Source organism: Halomonas sp. THAF12 (genome assembly GCF_009363675.1).
Classification (GTDB): domain Bacteria; phylum Pseudomonadota; class Gammaproteobacteria; order Pseudomonadales; family Halomonadaceae; genus Halomonas; species Halomonas smyrnensis.
The window spans coordinates 977,670-993,368 of record NZ_CP045399.1 but is presented as its reverse complement, the minus strand read 5'-3'; the positions used below and the strand labels follow the sequence as shown (position 1 = coordinate 993,368).

The following is a 15,699-nucleotide window of genomic DNA, read 5'->3' as shown; positions in this document are numbered from 1 at the left end:
GTTAACGGCCCTCCCGGCTGATTCCGTTGCTGCGAGCACTGCGGCTGTCACTGCTGCCGTCGGCCTGGCTGGCGCTCAGGCGCTCGAGGAGCTGGGGGTCCATCGACACGGTGTCGCCACCCTGGCTACCGGCGGCACCGGTGTTGCCGCGGCTCAGGCGATCCATCGGCAGCACCATCAGCGGCGCGTCGTCGTTGACGTCGACCATCACCTTGCTGGTGTCGCCGTAGACGTCGGACAGGGCGTCGAGATAGAGGCGCTCGCGCATGATGGCCGGCGCGTCCTGGTACTGGGTCAGCAGTGCGTTGAAGCGGTTGGCCTGACCGCGAGCCTCGGCCACCACCGATTCGCGGTAGCCCTGGCCCTGCTCGACGATGCGCTGGGCCTGGCCCTGGGCGGCCGGAATCACGGCGTTGGCGTAGGCCATCGCCTGGTTGATGGTGCGCTGACGATCCTCGCGGGCCCGGATGACGTCATCGAAGGCGTCCTGCACCGCGTCGGGCGGCGAGGTGGACTCGACGTTCAGGGTCTGCAGGCGGATGCCGGTGCCGTAGCTGTCCAGGTAGGACTGCAGGCGGCTGGCCACCGCGGTGCCGAGGATCTCGCGGCCGGAGGTCAGGATGTCGATCATGTCGGTGCCGCCGACCACGTGACGCAGCGCGCTGTCCAGGGCGTTCTCGAGCGAGAGCTCCGGGTTGCGCACGTTCAGCACGTAGCCGCGCGGATCGGCGACCTGGTACTGGGCCGAGATCTCGACGGAGACGATGTTCTCGTCCTGGGTGAGCATCGACTGGGTCTGGCTGACCGAGCGCACCCGGGTCACGTTGACCATGCGCACGTCATCGATCAGCGGCGGGTTCCACTGCAGGCCGGGGGTGACCACTTCCTGGAACTTGCCGAACCGCAGCACCACGCCGCGCTCGGACTGGTCGACCAGGTAGAAGCCGGACGCGGCCCAGATGGCCAGCGCCACGATCAGCAGCAGGCCCGGCAGGGCGAAGGCGTTGCGCGGCTTGCCGCCGCCACCGCCCTTGCCACCGTTGCCGCCGCGCTTGCCGCGGCCGCCCAGCATGCCGTTGAGCTTGTCCTGAAACTTCTTCAGGGCCTCGTCGAGGTCGGGCGGCCCCTGATTGTTGCCGCCACCGCCGCGGTTGCCACCGCCGCCGTTACCGCCGCGGCGCCCTCCCCCGCTCCAGGGGTCGTGCTGGTTGCCGCCGCCACCGGGCTCATTCCAGGCCATACGTCGTCTCCACTCTGCGTTGCGTTCCGCCGCGCGCTCCGGCACGACGGGCATCGGTTGCGATCCTTGTGGTGCCGACCCTGGTGTGTCGGCACCCGAAGGCGACTCTTTTATTACGGTCTCGTTGTTCCGGCCTCGTCACCGCCTTGCCGTGCCTCGCGGTTCCCCGCTCACTCCTCCCAGAGGGGGCGGTCCTGCAGGGCCTCCGGCAGGTAGTCATCGGCGCGTTCGCCGAGCCGTGCCATCAGCTGCAGGAAATCGCGACGCGGCAGGCGGATCTCGAGCTGGGTGCGCCCCATCTCGTCGAAGCGTTCCTCGCGCACCGCGCCCAGCTCGTGCAGGCCGGCGCGCAGCTTGCCCTGCTGCGGCTCCAGGGTGACGTCGAAGTCGATGATGTCGTCGGCCAGGCACTCGGAGAGCGCCTGCTCGAACAGCTCCAGGCCCTTGCCGTCGCGGGCCGACAGCCACACCGTCTCGGGCATGCCATCGGCGCCGCGCTCGATGCGCGGGGCGCTGTCGAACATGTCGATCTTGTTCATCACCTTGAGCGTCGGCACGTCCAGGGCGCCGATCTCGTCGAGCACTTCCTCCACCTGGCTCACGTTGAGGTCGCGGTCGGCATCCGCCGCGTCGATCACGTGCACCAGCAGGGTGGCCTCGGCGGCCTCCTGCAGGGTGGCCTGGAAGGCCTCCACCAGCTTGTGCGGCAGGTGGCGGATGAAGCCCACGGTATCGGCCAGCACCACCGGCCCCACGTCCTCGATCTCCAGGCGCCTGAGCGTCGGGTCGAGAGTAGCGAACAGCTGGTCGGCCGCATAGACCCGAGAGGCGGTCACGGCGTTGAACAGCGTCGACTTGCCGGCGTTGGTATAGCCGACCAGCGAGACGCTGGGCACCTCGGCTCGGGAGCGCGCACGCCGATTCTGATGGCGCTGGCTGCGAACCTTGTCGAGGCGCTTGTGAATGGCCTTGATACGCCCACGCAGCAGCCGGCGGTCGGTCTCGAGCTGGGTCTCGCCCGGGCCGCGCAGGCCGATGCCGCCCTTCTGGCGTTCGAGGTGGGTCCAGCCGCGCACCAGGCGCGTCGACATGTACTCGAGCTGGGCCAGCTCGACCTGCAGCTTGCCCTCGTGGGTCCGCGCCCGCTGGGCGAAGATGTCGAGGATCAGGCCGGTACGGTCGAGCACGCGACACTGGAGCGACTGCTCGAGGTTGCGCTGCTGGGAAGGGCTCAGGGCATGGTTGAAGATCACCAGCTCGGCCTTGTGAACCTGCAGCGCCTCGCGCAGCTCCTCGGCCTTGCCCGAGCCGATGAAGGAACGGGGGTCGGGCCGGCTGCGCGAGCCGGTCAGCAGGGTGGCCGGCTCCGCGCCGGCCGAGCGCACGAGCTCGAGGAACTCGCCTGGGTCTTCGCGCTCTTTCTCGTCCTGGAAGTCGACATGGACGAGTACCGCCGTTTCACCGGCGTCGGGACGTTCAAAAAACAATCAATACCTCACGCATTGCTTTCCGACGGCGCATCGGGGGCCGGCAGCCGCACGTTGCGCGACGGCACAACGGTGGAGATGGCGTGCTTGTAGACCATCTGGCTGACGGTGTTGCGCAGCAGAATCACGAACTGGTCGAAGGATTCGATCTGGCCCTGCAGCTTGATGCCGTTGACCAGGAAGATCGATACCGGAATGCGCTCCTTGCGCAGGATGTTCAGGTACGGATCTTGAAGGGACTGCCCTTTGGACATGTTGCTCTCCCTGAATTGTTTCTGGAGTTGATCATTCAGTGCTCGCCCCGTCCGGGGGCGACACAGGGTAACCGATGAGCCCGGTCGTACGGCCGCTCGAAGCGACCATCTTACGCTAAGTCCCGAATTCGCGCACCAGTTTCAGGAGTTGTGCAAGCGGGTCGGGGCCCAGGCTATCCACCCAGTGCAGCGCCGGCCAGCGGCGCATCCAGGTCAGCTGACGCTTGGCCAGCTGGCGGGTGGCCACGATGCCGCGGTGACGAAAGGTCGCATGATCGACCTCGCCCTCGAGGTATTCCCACCCCTGACGATAGCCCACGCTCTTCATCGACGGGAGCTCCGGCGTCAGATCGCCGCGCGCCTTGAGCGCGGCCATCTCGTCGAGGAAGCCGGCCTCGAGCATGGCGTCGAAACGCCGGGCGATGCGCGCATGCAGCACGCCGCGATCGGCGGGCGCGAGCCCTATCGACAGCGGCCGCCAGGGAAAGGTTTCCGGGCGCTGCTCATGCCACAGCTCGGTCAGCGACCGGCCGCTGATGCGATACACCTCCAGCGCCCGCATCAGGCGCTGGGGATCGTTGGGATGGATGCGCTCGGCGGCCGCCGGGTCGACCCGCGCCAGCGCCTCATGAAGGCCGGCCAGGCCGAGACGCTCGGCATCGCGCTCCAGCTCGGCGCGCACCTCGGCGTCGGCCGACGGCAGGTTGGCCACGCCCTCGACCAGGCGCTTGAAGTACATCATGGTGCCGCCGACCAGCAGCGGCACCCGGCCGGCCGCGGTGATCTCGGCCATCTCGCGCAGCGCGTCCTCGCGGAACTCCGCCGCCGAGTAGGGCTCGGCCGGGTCGCGGATGTCGATCAGCCGATGCGGCGCACGGGAAAGCTCGTCGGCGGAGGGCTTGGCGCTGCCGATGTCGAGACCGCGGTAGACCATCGCCGAGTCGACGCTGACCAGCTCGCAGCCCAGCCGTTCGTGCAGCGCGATGGCCAGGTCGGTCTTGCCGGCGGCGGTGGGGCCCATCAGGAAGATGGCGGGTGGGCGGGTGTCATGCATCGTCGTTCACTGCCCCCTCAGGAAGAGGCGGTCCAACTCCTTCATGCTCAGCTCGGTCCAGGTCGGCCGGCCGTGGTTGCACTGGCCGCTGCGCTCGGTGATCTCCATGTCGCGCAGCAGGGCGTTCATCTCCTCGACCGTCAGCTGACGGTTGGCGCGCACGCTGCCGTGGCAGGCCATGGTGGACAGCAGCTCGTTGATGTGTGCCTCGAGGCGATCCGAGCGGCCGTAGCGCTCGAGGTCGCCCAGCATGTCGCGGATCAGCGGCTCGACGTCGGCGTCGACCAGCAGCGTGGGCACCTGGCGTACCAGCAGCGTCTCGGGGCCGGCCACGTCGAGCTCGACGCCGAGCCGGGCGAAGGCCTCGTGCTCGGCCTCGGCGGTCGCCACCTGGGCGGCACTGGCGGCCAGCGAGACCGGCACCAGCAGCGGCTGGGCCTCGAGGGCGCCGCCGTGCACCTGGGTCTTCATGCGCTCGTAGACGATGCGCTCGTGGGCGGCGTGCATGTCGACGATCACCATCCCGCGCTCGGTCTGCGACAGGATATAGACGCCGTGCAGCTGGGCCACGGCGTAGCCCAGCGGCGGCGCCTTGGTGGCGTCTTCTTCCGGCATCGCCGGGCGAGGCGCGGCCTGGGGCGCCGACTCGGACGGCGCCGCAGCGGAGCCCTCGGCGGGTGCGGCGACCGTGGCCCCGAGCGGCGAGCGCGCCTGGCGCTCGGCCAGCGCCACGTCGGCGGCGGCGCCACCGGCCCCCGGGGCGGCAGGCTGGGGCGTCAGCAGGCTCTCCTCGTGCTCGGGATGCAGCGCCCGATAGCCCTCCATGAAGGCCCGCACGCGATCCGGCGAGACCTTGCGTTCGCCCTCCTCCGCGCGGCCGTGCAGCGCCATGGGCTGCTGCTGCCAGGCGGGCTGGGGCGGCGCCTCGCGGACCTCGCCGGCGCGAGCCGCCTCGGCTTCCGCGGGCGCGCCGGGCGCGCCGGGCGCGCCGGGCGCAGCATCCGCGGTCTCGCCCGGCTCCGCGTCGCCGCCCACGCTGGCGCCGGCCCGGGCCTCGCCCAGCGCCCGGTGCAGGCTGGAGAACAGGAAGTCGTGGACCATGCGCCCGTCGCGGAAGCGCACCTCGTGCTTGGTCGGGTGCACGTTGACATCGACCACCGTCGGGTCGACCTCGAGATACAGCACGAACACCGGATGGCGGCCGTGGAACAGCACGTCGCGATAGGCCTGGCGGATGGCGTGGGCCACCAGCCGGTCGCGCACCACCCGGCCGTTGACGAAGAAGTACTGCTGGTCGGCCTGGGCCCGGGAATGGGTCGGCAGCCCGACCCAGCCCCACAGGCGCAGCCCGCCGGTCTCGAGGTCCAGGTGCAGGGCGTTCTCCAGGAAGCCCTTGCCGAGCAGCGCCTGGAGGCGCCGCTCGTGGCCCACCAGGTCGCCGCCGGGGCGCAGCTGGTGGAGGGTCTTCTGGTTGTGGCGCAGCACCCAGCCGACATCGAGCCGCGACAGCGCCTGGCGGCGGAAGGCCTCCTCGACGTGGCCGAACTCGGTCTTCTCGGTGCGCAGGAACTTGCGCCGCGCCGGGGTGTTGAAGAACAGGTCGCGCACCGTCACCGAGGTGCCGCGCGGATGCGGCGAGGGCGTGACCCGCGGCTCCATGCGCCGGCCCTCGACCACCACCCGCCAGCCGCCGGTGGGATCGTCCTGGGTATTGGAGACCAGTTCGAGCCGCGACACCGAGCTGATCGAGGCCAGCGCCTCGCCGCGGAAGCCGAGGCTGGCCACGCCCTCGAGGTCCTCGAGGGAGGCGATCTTGCTGGTGGCATGGCGCGACAGCGCCAGCGGCAGGTCGTCCTCGTCGATGCCGCCGCCGTCGTCGCGCACCCGGATCAGCCGGGCGCCGCCGGACTCCAGCTCCACCTCGACGCGGCTCGCGCCGGCGTCGATGGCGTTCTCGACCAGCTCCTTGACCACCGAGGACGGACGCTCGACCACCTCGCCGGCGGCGATCTGGTTGGCCAGCCGGGGATCGAGGATCCGGATATGTGAGTTATCGCTCATAACGCTCCCGTGACCCGCTCACGAACGGGGAATCCGCAGCACCTGCCCGACGCGGATCACGTCGCCGTTCAGGGCGTTGGCCTGGCGCAGCTGCGCCACCGGCACGCCATGGCGGGCGGCGATCTCGGAGAGGGTATCGCCGGGCTGGATGCGATACTCGTTGCCGCCCGTGTCGCGGCCCTGATCGCGCTGCCAGGCCAGCAGGCTGGCCGGCGGCGGATTGCGGTGGAAGTGCGCCCGGACGCCGCCGAACACCGCGTCCATCATCTGCTCCTGATAGCCCGACTGCTGCAGCCGGCGCTCCTCGTCGGGGTTGGAGATGAAGCCGGTCTCGACCAGCAGCGAGGGAATGTCCGGCGACTTGAGCACCACGAAGCCGGCCTGCTCCACCCGCGGCTTGTGCAGGTCGTTGATCCGGCCCAGCCGGTCGAGCACCTGTCCGCCGATGGTCAGCGAATCGTTCAGGGTTGCGGTCATGGTCAGGTCGAGCAGCACGCCGCGCAGCACCTCGTCCTTGTCGTCGAGCGACAGGTTGCCGTCGACGCCGCCGATCAGGTCGGAGCGGTTCTCGCTGGCCGCCAGCCACTGGGCGGTCTCGGAGGTCGCCCCGCTCTGGGACAGCGCGAACACCGAGCTGCCGTGGGGCCGCGGGCTGCGGAAGGCATCGGCGTGGATCGAGACGAAGAAGTCGGCCTTCTGCTCGCGGGCGATGCGGGTGCGCTGGCGCAGGCCGACGTAGTAGTCGTCGTCACGGATCAGCACCGCCTTGAAGCCCTCGGCGTCGTTGACCTTGCGCGCCAGCCGCCGGGCCATCTCCAGCACCACGTCCTTCTCGCGGGTGCCCGAGGGGCCGATCGCGCCGGGATCCTCGCCACCGTGGCCGGCATCCACGGCGATGATGATGTCGCGCTTGGGATGCGGCTGGGCGGGCTCTCGGGGCGGGGTCGTCGCGGCGGCATCGCGGCCCTGCACCTGGGCCTGCGTCTGGGCGCGGTCGGCGGCGATCTCCTGATCGCGGATCATCGCCTCGATGGGATCGATCGGGTCCTCCACGGCGCTCTCGCCGGGATACTCGAGATCGACCACCAGGCGGTGACCGTACTGTTCGTTGGGCGCCAGGCTGAAGTGGCGCGGCTCGACCTCGCGGTTGAGCTCCAGCACCACGCGCAGGTCATCGCCGTCGCGCACGCCGGTGCGCACGTCGCGGATGGCGCTGCCGTCCAGGTCGAGCCGCTCGACGTCGGCGGCCAGGCGGGTGTCCGAGAGGTCGATCACCAGGCGGCGCGGATCGTCGAGGCTGAAGACGTTCGCCTCGGCCGCGGACGACAGGTCGAACACCAGCCGGGCATGGTCGGGGGCCGCCCACAGGCGCAGGTTGTCGACGCTGGCCGCGAGGGCCGCGGACGGCATCAGTGCCGCCAGCGCCAGCAGGCCGCCGAGCAGGCGGCGGGACACGGTGCCCTGGCTCATGGGAGGCGGTCGCCTTCCGGGCCCGTCGCCCCGGGCTGCGCTGCCTCGGACTGCTCTGCTGCAGACAAAGAGGCATCGGCGGCGAGGCGCTCGAGCAGCGCGCGGCCGTGGTCGCTGCCGGCGACCAGCGTCGCCCGGCGGCCCTCGCCGTCCAGGCTCAGCGTCACCGTCAGGTCCGGCGTCGGCAGCCAGCCCTCGCCGCGGGCCGGCCACTCGATCACGCACAGCGCGTCGTCGGCCAGCAGGTCGCGGCCGCCGATGAACTCGAGCTCCTCGGGATCGCCCAGGCGATAGAGGTCGAAGTGGTTCACGCGCACTGTCTCGAGCTCGTAGGGCTCGACCAGGGTGTAGGTGGGGCTCTTGACCGCGCCGCGATGCCCGTAGGCGCGCAGGATGCCGCGGGTCAGGGTCGTCTTGCCCGCGCCCAGCTCGCCCTCGAGAAAGAGCAGGCCGTGGCCGCCGAGGGCCCGGCCGAGGGATTCGCCGAAGGCCACCTGGCGGTCTTCGTCATCGAGTCGCAGCTGCATCGTCATTCGCCCATCGTCGGGTTGACCAGAATTCGCGCACAGGATGCCAGATCGCCGGCCAGCAGGCCACGCTGGCCGCCCGCCGCCGCGGCCTCGTCGGCGGCCAGGGCGTGCACCATCACGCCGACCCGGGCGGCGGTCTCGCCGTCGAGCCCCTGGGCCAGCAGCGCGCCGAGGATGCCGGACAGGGCATCGCCCATGCCGCCGCTGGCCATGCCCGGATTGCCGTAGGGGCACACGGCGAGCCCCGAGGGCCCCGCGACCAGGCTGCCGGCGCCCTTGAGCACCACCGTGCCGCCGTAGCGGCGCTGCAGCTCGGCGGCCGCCGCCGGGCGGTCGGCCTCCACCTCGGCCGCACTCGTGCCGAGCAGGCGGCCGGCCTCACCGGGATGCGGCGTCAGCAGCCAGTCGTCCCGGGAAAGGCCGCCGAAACGGCCGGCCAGCAGGTTGAGGGCGTCGGCGTCGACCACCAGCGGCCGGCCGGCGTCGAGGGCGGCCTGCAGCATCGCCTGGCCCCAGCTGCCCTGCCCCAGCCCGGGGCCGACCACCAGCACATCGGCCTGCGACGGCAGCTCGCCGAGATCGGCGGCGCCGCGCACGCCGTGGACCATCACCTCGGGGCGGCGCACCAGGCTCGCGGTGACGTGTTCCGGCGCGGTGGCCAGGCTGACCTTGCCGGCCCCCAGCCGGGCGGCATGCTCGGCGGCCAGCAGCGCCGCGCCGCCGAAGCCCGGCGCCCCGCCGAGCACCAGCGCATGGCCGGCGTCACCCTTGTGGGCGTCCCGCGGGCGCGGCGGCAGCGCCGCGGCGATGGCGTCGCGGTGCAGCAGCTCGGCCGCCGGCAGCATGTCGGCCGCGGTCGAGCCGGGGGCGTCGAGCCCGCGGAAGATCACCTCCCCGGTCAGCGCCGGGGCGCGGCCGGTGTGCAGCCCCAGCTTGTCGCCGATGAAGGTGACCGTGCGCGTGGCCTCGACCGCCACGCCCAGCTCGGCGCCGGTGTCGGCGTGCACGCCGGAGGGAATGTCGATGGCCAGCACCGGCCGCTCGGCCGCGTTGATCGCGGCGATGGCCTCGCGGAAGTCGCCGCGCACCTCGCCGGCAAGCCCGGTGCCGAGCAGCGCATCCACCACCACCTCGCCGGCAAGCGTGAGCCCCGGCCGCCAGGGCTCGAGCCCCACGCCCGCCGCGGTGGCCATGTCGGCGGCCCGGCGGGCGTCGCCCGTCAGCGCCTCCACCGGCTTGAGCGCCACGCGCTGCACGGCCCAGCCCTCGGCGGCGGCCAGCGCCGCCAGCACGTGGCCGTCGCCGCCGTTGTTGCCGGCGCCGCACAGCACGCTGAGCGAGCGGGCCTCTGGCCAGGCCTCGCGCAGCACCTGAAAGGCCGCCGCCGCGGCGCGCTGCATCAGCGCGAAGCCCGCGATGCCGGCGGCGATGGTACGACGGTCCAGCTCGCGGACCTGCTCGGCGCGATACAGCGCCCGGCCGGATGCTTCGGACGATGCCGTCATTCCCTGTCTCCCTTCGAGGCGATGCTTTACCATGGACGTTCCACGAAGTGTGTCCTGTCTCCCGCCGCTCGCCAAGCGTCGCGGCGCCTTTCCGAACGGTGTTTCCTCAATCATGACCCAGCCGTCTCCCGCGGGCGACGCCCCCGATCGTCTCACTCAGCAGACCGACTTGGCTCAGCAGACCGACTTGGCCGAGCTGGCCGAGCGCATCAAGACCTGGGGCCGCGAACTCGGTTTCCAGCAGGTGGGCATCGCCGACGTCGACCTGTCCGAGGACGAGGCGCGCCTGCAGCGCTGGCTCGACGCCGGCCATCACGGCGAGATGGGCTTCATGGCCAAGCACGGCACCAAGCGCACCCGCCCCGAGGAGCTCGAGCCCGGCACGGTGCGGGTGATCAGCGTGCGCCTGGACTACCTGCCGCCGGAGGTGGAAACCACCAGGATGCTGGCGCGGCCGGAGAAGGCCTACGTCTCCCGCTACGCGGTCGGGCGCGACTACCACAAGCTGATGCGCAAGCGCCTGGCGAGCCTGGCCAAGCAGATCCAAGCCGAGATCGGCCCGTTCGGCTATCGCGCCTTCGTCGATTCCGCCCCGGTGATGGAGCGCGGCCTGGCGCGCAAGGCCGGGCTCGGCTGGTTCGGCAAGAACGCCATGCTGCTGAATCCCAAGGCCGGCTCGCTGTTCTTCCTCGGCGAGCTCTATACCGACCTGCCGCTGCCGGTGGACGAGCCCTTCGAGGCGGAGCACTGCGGCAGCTGCAGCGCCTGCCGCACGGCCTGCCCCACCGACGCCATCGTCGAGGACAAGGTGGTCGACGCGCGGCGCTGCATCTCCTACCACACCATCGAGCTGCACGGCGCCATTCCCGAGGAATTCCGCGCCGCCATGGGCAACCGGGTGTTCGGCTGCGACGACTGCCAGCTGGTGTGCCCCTTCACCCGCTTCACCCGGGCCAGCAGCGAGGCCGACTTCGCGCCGCGCCACGACCTGGACCGCGCCGATCTGGTCGCGCTGTTCGCCTGGGGCGAGGAGGAGTTCCTGGACAGGACCGCCGGCAGCCCGATCCGACGGATCGGCTACGAGCGCTGGCTGCGCAACCTGGCGGTGGGGCTCGGCAACGCGCCCTGGAGCGAGACGGTGGAGGCCGCGCTGCGCGCCCGGCTGGCGTATCCCTCGGACCTGGTCCGCGAGCACGTGCGCTGGGCGCTGGCGCGTCAGCAGGAGAAGAAGCGGAACACGATCGCCGTCGAGGCCTAGCCCCGACGACGAACCGCTTACTCTTCCTCGTCGCCGTCCTCGTCCTCGAGGCGCAGGAAGGTCTGGCGATAGTGCGACAGCTCGGCGATCGATTCCTTGATGTCGTCCATCGCCAGGTGGACGTTGCGCTTGCTGAAGCCGACCAGCGCGCCCGGGTTCCAGCGCTTGGCCAGCTCCTTGACGGTCGAGACGTCCAGGTTGCGGTAGTGGAAGAAGGCCAGCAGCTCGGGCATCTCGCGCTCGAGGAAGCGGCGGTCCTGGTGGATGCTGTTGCCGCACATCGGCGAGCTGCCCGGCGCCACGTGCTCGCGCAGGAACGCCAGCGTCTCCTGCTCGGCCTTGGCGGTGTCGACGGTGCTGGCCTTGACCCGCGAGACCAGCCCCGAGGCGCCGTGGGTCTTCTGGTTCCAGTCGTCCATGCCCTCGAGCAGGGCATCCGGCTGATGGACGGCGATCACCGGCCCCTCGGCGACCACGTTGAGCTCGGCGTCGGTGACCAGGGTGGCCACCTCGATGATGCGTTCGCGGTTCGGGTCGAGCCCGGTCATTTCCAGGTCGATCCACACCAGGCGCCGGGTGCGCGGATCCTGGGCATCTTGGTTCGCGGCCATGGGACGTTCCTTGATCGTGCGGCCGGCGACAGCCGGCCCCGTTGATGAGTACAATGCCGCCATTGTACCGACCTTCGGGCCCTCATGAGCAAACGCAAGTTGACCCGCCAGCAGCGCTGGCGCATCGAGAAGATCCAGGCCGAACGCGCCAAGCGCGCCGAGAAGCGCGGCCAGCAGGATGCCGACAAGCTCGACGCCGGCGAATACGGCGCCGAACAGCCCGGGCGGGTGATCGCCCACTTCGGCCGCACCCTGGACGTGCGCCCGGAGGGCGACGGCGACCCGGTGCGCTGCCACCTGCGCGCCAACCTCGAGGGGCTGGTCACCGGCGACCGGGTGATCTGGCGCGCCGGCGAGGACGGCAGCGGCGTGGTGGTGGCCCGCGGCGAGCGCGCAAGCGTGCTCGAGCGCCCCGACCCCCGGGGCCAGCTCAAGCCGGTGGCGGCCAACATCGACCAGATCCTGATCGTGTTCGCCGTGGAGCCCGAGCCTCACGCCAACCTCATCGACCGCTACCTGGTGGCGGCCGAGGCCACCGGCATCGCGCCGGTGCTGGTGCTCAACAAGGCCGACCTGCTGCCCGAGAACGGCGGCGAGCTCGGCGCGCTGCTGGAACGCTACGCGGCGCTGGGCTATCCGGTGGTGACCACCACCACCGCCCGCGACGGCGGCCTGGACGCCCTCCATCGGCGGCTGGCCGGGCGTACCTCGGTGTTCGTCGGCCAGAGCGGGGTCGGCAAGTCCTCACTCATCGACCGCCTGCTGCCGGACGAGGAACTGCGCATCGGCGCGCTGTCGGAGGACTCGCGCAAGGGCCGCCACACCACCACCACCGCCCGGCTCTACCGCTTCGCCCCGGGCGAGCGGGACGCCGATGGGGCCGGCGAGCTGATCGACTCCCCCGGCATCCGCGAGTTTGGCCTGATCCACCTGGACGAGGCTCAGGTCGCCGAGGGCTTCATCGAGTTCCGCGAGCACCTCGGTCGCTGCCGCTTCCGCGACTGCCGCCACCGCAAGGAGCCGGGCTGCGCGCTGCTGGCCGCCGTCGAGAGCGGCGAGATTCACGCCGACCGCTTTGCCAGCTACCGCCGTATCGTCGATAGTCTCGAAGAGAGCTGAAAGAACAACGGCATGCCCGAGCCGGGCGGATTCAGGCCAGGACGTCTAGGCCAGAACGATCAAGGAGAGCCCCATGAGTTCAGAAGACAACCTGCTGCCGCTGATCGTCGAGCCCGAGCGGCTCGAGGCGCAGCTGGACGCCCCTTCGCTGCTGATCATCGACGTGCCGCTGAAGGCCGAGAGCCATGAGCAGGGCCACGTGCCCGGCGCCGTCTATCTGGACCCCAAGCGGCTGCTGCGCGGCGAGGGTGACGTGCCCAACGAGGCGCCGGACGCCGAGGCGCTGTCGGCGCTGTTCTCGTCGCTGGGGCTGACCCGGGACACCCACGTGGTGGCCTACGACGACGAGGGCGGCGGCTGGGCCGGCCGGCTGCTGTGGACCCTGGAGCTGATCGGCCACACCCGCTACTCCTACCTCAACGGCGGCATCCACGCCTGGCGCGCCGCCGGGCTGCCGACCTCCACCGAGACGACCAACCCCGCGCCCAGCGACTATCAGGCCGAGATTCTCCATCCCGAGGTGGCCATCGACCGCGTCGAGCTGACCGAGCGCCTGGGCGAGAAGGGCTTCGCGATCTGGGACGCCCGCACCCGCGCCGAGTACGACGGCGAGAAGGGCGACAACAAGCGCCTCGGCCACATCCCCGGCGCGGTGAACCTGGACTGGCTCGACGCCATGGACAAGGCGCGCGACCTGCGCATCCGCGACTACGCGGAGCTCATCACCGAGCTCGAGACGCTGGGCCTGACGCCGGACATGGAAGTGGTCACTCACTGCCAGACCCACCACCGCAGCGGCCTCACCTGGCTGGTGGGCAAGGCACTCGGCTTCGAGAAGATGCGCGCCTATCCCGGCTCCTGGAAGGAATGGGGCAACCGCGACGACACGCCGATCGAGAAATAAGCGGCAAGACGCGGCGGCGCCGCTTGAAGCAGGCCGCCTGAGGAAGGAAGACCGGCGCGTCGCGCCTTGAAGAGGGAAGGCTGCCCCGTCGCTGCCTTGCTTCTTCGCTCCTTCCTCTGATCACTCATGCAACCGACCGGAACGTTCCCTTCGTGACCCCAGCCAAGCTGTTCGCCCTGATCCAGTATCCCCTGCCCCACCACCTGCTCTCGCGGCTGATCGGCCGGCTCGCCGACTGCCGGGTGTCCTGGGTCAAGGACCTCGCCATTCGCGCCTTTATCCGCCAGTTCAAGGTGGACATGGGCGAGGCCCACCAGCCGGACCCGAGCGCCTATCCGAGCTTCAACGCGTTCTTCACCCGGCCGCTGAAGGACGGCGCCCGCCCCATCGGCGAGGGGCTGGTCTCGCCGGCCGACGGCACCCTCTCGCAGTTCGGGCGCCTCGAGCACGGCCGGCTGATCCAGGCCAAGGGCCACCACTTCACCGCCGCCGACCTGCTGGGCGGCGACCTGGAAGCCGCCGGGCGCTATCGCGACGGCAGCTTCGCCACCGTCTATCTCTCGCCCAGCGACTACCATCGCGTGCACATGCCGGTGGCCGGCACGCTCCGGGAGATGGTCTACGTGCCGGGCCGGCTGTTCTCGGTCAACGCCGCCACCACCCACCACGTGCCCAACCTCTTCGCCCGCAACGAGCGCCTGGTGTGCCACTTCGACACCGAGCACGGCCCCATGGCGCTGGTGCTGGTCGGCGCCATGATCGTCGCCGCCATCGAGACGGTGTGGGCCGGGCAGATCACGCCCCTGCCCCGCGGCGGCGTCCAGCGCATCCGCTTCGACACCCCGGTGCATCTCGAGAAGGGCGAGGAGATGGGCCGCTTCCAGCTCGGCTCCACCGTGGTGATGACCTTCGCCGAGCCGGTCGATTTCAACGGCCTGGACGCGGAACAGACGGTCAGGATGGGCCAGCGACTCGGCGACTTCGGCTGACACCAGCCGCCCGGCTCCCTGCTTCACCCTCGAGCCACCCACGAACAGGGCCCACTCAGGTGAGTGGGCCCTGTCGTGTCCGGCCGATCATGTCACGTCACGATCGCCAGCGGCTCAGCTCGAGCGCTCCAGCGTGATCTCGACCGGCGAGCGCATGGCCTTCCTCGGCTTGCCCAGGATTTGAACGCCCATGGCGACGATGAAGATCCCCGCGAAGACCGGCGTCGGGATCTTGCCGAAGAAGTGCAGCGCCAGGGTGGCCAGGATGATCGGCACCGTCACCAGCACGATACGAGAATACTTCTTCGCCGCCTCTTCCATCTGGCGAAGATGGCCGGACAACGTCTCGCGTGACGCCCCCGCCACGAGATCGTCGGCCCCGCACTTGGGGCACTCGGCCGTCTCGTTGCGCAGCAGGCGCAGCGCATGGCGATGCCGCAGCCCGACCCGTTCCTGGCATGCCGGGCAGACATAGGTGGCGACCTTGATCCCCGAATCCTTCATGATGCGCTTTCCAAGAGATGAATGTGGGCGCCATTGTAACGGCCTTGCGGCGTCGATCGGACAAACCTCGGTGAAACCATCAGCCACCGAGGTTCAAGAGGTTCAGCGCCGTGCATCGTGCTGATCGGAGGCGTCATCCGACGAGGCCGCAGGACGCTCCACGAAACGCACGTTCTTGGTCGGCGCGTGGGCATAGGCGTTCACGTCTTCGGGCTCGGCGGTGTAGCTGTCTTCATAACCCGGCACCGACTGGGCCATCCGATCGGGGCGGCTGCCCCAGGGCGCAGCATTGACCTTCTCGTGATGCTCGTCGCGAAGCCGCTTCAGCTCCTTTTCATCGACGCTGGCGTAGAGATCGCGCCAGTAGGTGGCCGGACGGCCACGCTTGCCGGCTTCGTCGAAGGCTCGAGTGGTCGGGTCGAGATGGCGGAACGGCTCGAGCCGGGGAATGTCCGGCTGTACTGCCCCCTGGTTTCTGCACACCCTACGCAGCTAATGCGTGGTGTGCAGAAACCAGGGGGGCATTAAACGGTGGCGGTGCCAGCCGGGGAATACGATCGGCCATGAAGGCCGTGTCCTCGTACCCTTGCTGTTCTTCCGGCTGCGCGGCATCGGTCATGTTCTGCCTCCTTGCGTGTTCCAACACTCATGCCGGATCGGCCAAAAGGCACGCTACCGCCGGGCAGACCGCAGCGCACCTTCCCTGGCGGAAA

At 70.4% G+C, this 15,699-nt stretch carries 16 protein-coding genes; 4 read left to right on the top strand and 12 right to left on the bottom strand.

Going from position 1 to position 15,699, the window contains the following annotated elements:
* Position 1: 1 nt before the first annotated feature.
* From hflK to FIU88_RS04475, 8 genes are all read right to left on the bottom strand, one after another.
* Complete coding sequence (gene hflK / locus FIU88_RS04510) at positions 2 to 1,240, bottom strand: FtsH protease activity modulator HflK (RefSeq protein WP_016855438.1); 1,239 nt, start codon at positions 1,238 to 1,240, stop codon at positions 2 to 4.
* A gap of 170 nt (positions 1,241 to 1,410) precedes the next feature.
* On the bottom strand, positions 1,411 to 2,727 hold the full coding sequence (gene hflX / locus FIU88_RS04505) for a ribosome rescue GTPase HflX (RefSeq protein ID WP_016855437.1): 1,317 nt from the start codon (positions 2,725 to 2,727) through the stop codon (positions 1,411 to 1,413).
* A gap of 8 nt (positions 2,728 to 2,735) precedes the next feature.
* Positions 2,736 to 2,981, bottom strand: a complete 246-nt coding sequence (gene hfq / locus FIU88_RS04500; protein WP_016855436.1) for an RNA chaperone Hfq — start codon at positions 2,979 to 2,981, stop codon at positions 2,736 to 2,738.
* A 115-nt stretch (positions 2,982 to 3,096) separates the two neighbouring features.
* Positions 3,097 to 4,035, bottom strand: a complete 939-nt coding sequence (gene miaA / locus FIU88_RS04495; RefSeq protein WP_152478339.1) for a tRNA (adenosine(37)-N6)-dimethylallyltransferase MiaA — start codon at positions 4,033 to 4,035, stop codon at positions 3,097 to 3,099.
* Between the two features lie 6 nt (positions 4,036 to 4,041).
* On the bottom strand, positions 4,042 to 6,096 hold the full coding sequence (mutL, locus tag FIU88_RS04490) for a DNA mismatch repair endonuclease MutL (RefSeq protein WP_152478338.1): 2,055 nt from the start codon (positions 6,094 to 6,096) through the stop codon (positions 4,042 to 4,044).
* Positions 6,097 to 6,114: 18 nt separating this feature from the next.
* Positions 6,115 to 7,566 (bottom strand): N-acetylmuramoyl-L-alanine amidase, encoded by a 1,452-nt coding sequence (locus FIU88_RS04485; RefSeq protein ID WP_152478337.1) that lies wholly within the window; start codon positions 7,564 to 7,566, stop codon positions 6,115 to 6,117.
* Positions 7,563 to 8,093, bottom strand: coding sequence for a tRNA (adenosine(37)-N6)-threonylcarbamoyltransferase complex ATPase subunit type 1 TsaE (gene tsaE / locus FIU88_RS04480; protein ID WP_152480126.1), 531 nt, complete (start codon positions 8,091 to 8,093; stop codon positions 7,563 to 7,565). Before tsaE ends, FIU88_RS04485 begins: the two co-directional genes overlap by 4 nt.
* Positions 8,094 to 8,095: 2 nt before the next feature.
* Positions 8,096 to 9,601, bottom strand: coding sequence for an NAD(P)H-hydrate dehydratase (locus FIU88_RS04475; RefSeq protein WP_152478336.1), 1,506 nt, complete (start codon positions 9,599 to 9,601; stop codon positions 8,096 to 8,098).
* A gap of 112 nt (positions 9,602 to 9,713) precedes the next feature.
* Here FIU88_RS04475 and queG point away from each other — a divergent pair, with 112 nt between their 5' ends.
* The gene (gene queG / locus FIU88_RS04470; RefSeq protein WP_253742728.1) at positions 9,714 to 10,859 is read left to right on the top strand and encodes a tRNA epoxyqueuosine(34) reductase QueG; all 1,146 of its coding nucleotides are present in this window, start codon (positions 9,714 to 9,716) and stop codon (positions 10,857 to 10,859) included.
* 17 nt (positions 10,860 to 10,876) lie between these two features.
* Here the strand turns inward: queG and orn are convergent, their stop codons facing one another.
* Complete coding sequence (orn, locus tag FIU88_RS04465; RefSeq protein WP_016856102.1) at positions 10,877 to 11,470, bottom strand: oligoribonuclease; 594 nt, start codon at positions 11,468 to 11,470, stop codon at positions 10,877 to 10,879.
* An 84-nt stretch (positions 11,471 to 11,554) separates the two neighbouring features.
* On the opposite strand from orn, the gene rsgA reads away from it, so the two are divergent.
* The 3 genes from rsgA to asd all read left to right on the top strand — a co-directional run bounded on the left by rsgA (position 11,555) and on the right by asd (position 14,482).
* Positions 11,555 to 12,589 (top strand): small ribosomal subunit biogenesis GTPase RsgA, encoded by a 1,035-nt coding sequence (gene rsgA / locus FIU88_RS04460; RefSeq protein ID WP_152478335.1) that lies wholly within the window; start codon positions 11,555 to 11,557, stop codon positions 12,587 to 12,589.
* Between the two features lie 73 nt (positions 12,590 to 12,662).
* Positions 12,663 to 13,493 (top strand): sulfurtransferase, encoded by an 831-nt coding sequence (locus FIU88_RS04455; protein ID WP_152478334.1) that lies wholly within the window; start codon positions 12,663 to 12,665, stop codon positions 13,491 to 13,493.
* Between the two features lie 152 nt (positions 13,494 to 13,645).
* Positions 13,646 to 14,482: an archaetidylserine decarboxylase gene (gene asd / locus FIU88_RS04450; protein WP_152478333.1), complete on the top strand. Its 837-nt coding sequence runs from the start codon at positions 13,646 to 13,648 to the stop codon at positions 14,480 to 14,482.
* Between the two features lie 114 nt (positions 14,483 to 14,596).
* Here asd and FIU88_RS04445 read toward each other — a convergent pair whose 3' ends face one another.
* The 3 genes from FIU88_RS04445 to FIU88_RS19485 form a co-directional block, all read right to left on the bottom strand.
* Positions 14,597 to 14,986 carry a hypothetical protein gene (locus tag FIU88_RS04445; RefSeq protein ID WP_152478332.1) on the bottom strand — a complete coding sequence of 130 codons (390 nt, stop codon included), beginning with the start codon at positions 14,984 to 14,986 and terminating at the stop codon, positions 14,597 to 14,599.
* Positions 14,987 to 15,088: 102 nt separating this feature from the next.
* The gene (locus tag FIU88_RS04440) at positions 15,089 to 15,469 is read right to left on the bottom strand and encodes a hypothetical protein (protein ID WP_152478331.1); all 381 of its coding nucleotides are present in this window, start codon (positions 15,467 to 15,469) and stop codon (positions 15,089 to 15,091) included.
* A gap of 1 nt (position 15,470) precedes the next feature.
* Positions 15,471 to 15,605, bottom strand: a complete 135-nt coding sequence (locus FIU88_RS19485) for a hypothetical protein (protein WP_301339547.1) — start codon at positions 15,603 to 15,605, stop codon at positions 15,471 to 15,473.
* Positions 15,606 to 15,699 lie beyond the last annotated feature (94 nt).

Bases quoted from the DNA above. Each gene is read 5' to 3' on its own strand.
- hflK (WP_016855438.1), bottom strand. From the start codon at position 1,240: ATGGCCTGGAATGAGCCCGGTGGCGGCGGCAACCAGCACGACCCCTGG.
- hfq (WP_016855436.1), bottom strand. From the start codon at position 2,981: ATGTCCAAAGGGCAGTCCCTTCAAGATCCGTACCTGAACATCCTGCGC.
- miaA (WP_152478339.1), bottom strand. From the start codon at position 4,035: ATGCATGACACCCGCCCACCCGCCATCTTCCTGATGGGCCCCACCGCC.
- mutL (WP_152478338.1), bottom strand. From the start codon at position 6,096: ATGAGCGATAACTCACATATCCGGATCCTCGATCCCCGGCTGGCCAAC.
- FIU88_RS04485 (WP_152478337.1), bottom strand. From the start codon at position 7,566: ATGAGCCAGGGCACCGTGTCCCGCCGCCTGCTCGGCGGCCTGCTGGCG.
- tsaE (WP_152480126.1), bottom strand. From the start codon at position 8,093: ATGCAGCTGCGACTCGATGACGAAGACCGCCAGGTGGCCTTCGGCGAA.
- FIU88_RS04475 (WP_152478336.1), bottom strand. From the start codon at position 9,601: ATGACGGCATCGTCCGAAGCATCCGGCCGGGCGCTGTATCGCGCCGAG.
- queG (WP_253742728.1), top strand. From the start codon at position 9,714: ATGACCCAGCCGTCTCCCGCGGGCGACGCCCCCGATCGTCTCACTCAG.
- orn (WP_016856102.1), bottom strand. From the start codon at position 11,470: ATGGCCGCGAACCAAGATGCCCAGGATCCGCGCACCCGGCGCCTGGTG.
- rsgA (WP_152478335.1), top strand. From the start codon at position 11,555: ATGAGCAAACGCAAGTTGACCCGCCAGCAGCGCTGGCGCATCGAGAAG.
- FIU88_RS04455 (WP_152478334.1), top strand. From the start codon at position 12,663: ATGAGTTCAGAAGACAACCTGCTGCCGCTGATCGTCGAGCCCGAGCGG.
- FIU88_RS04445 (WP_152478332.1), bottom strand. From the start codon at position 14,986: ATGAAGGATTCGGGGATCAAGGTCGCCACCTATGTCTGCCCGGCATGC.
- FIU88_RS19485 (WP_301339547.1), bottom strand. From the start codon at position 15,605: ATGACCGATGCCGCGCAGCCGGAAGAACAGCAAGGGTACGAGGACACG.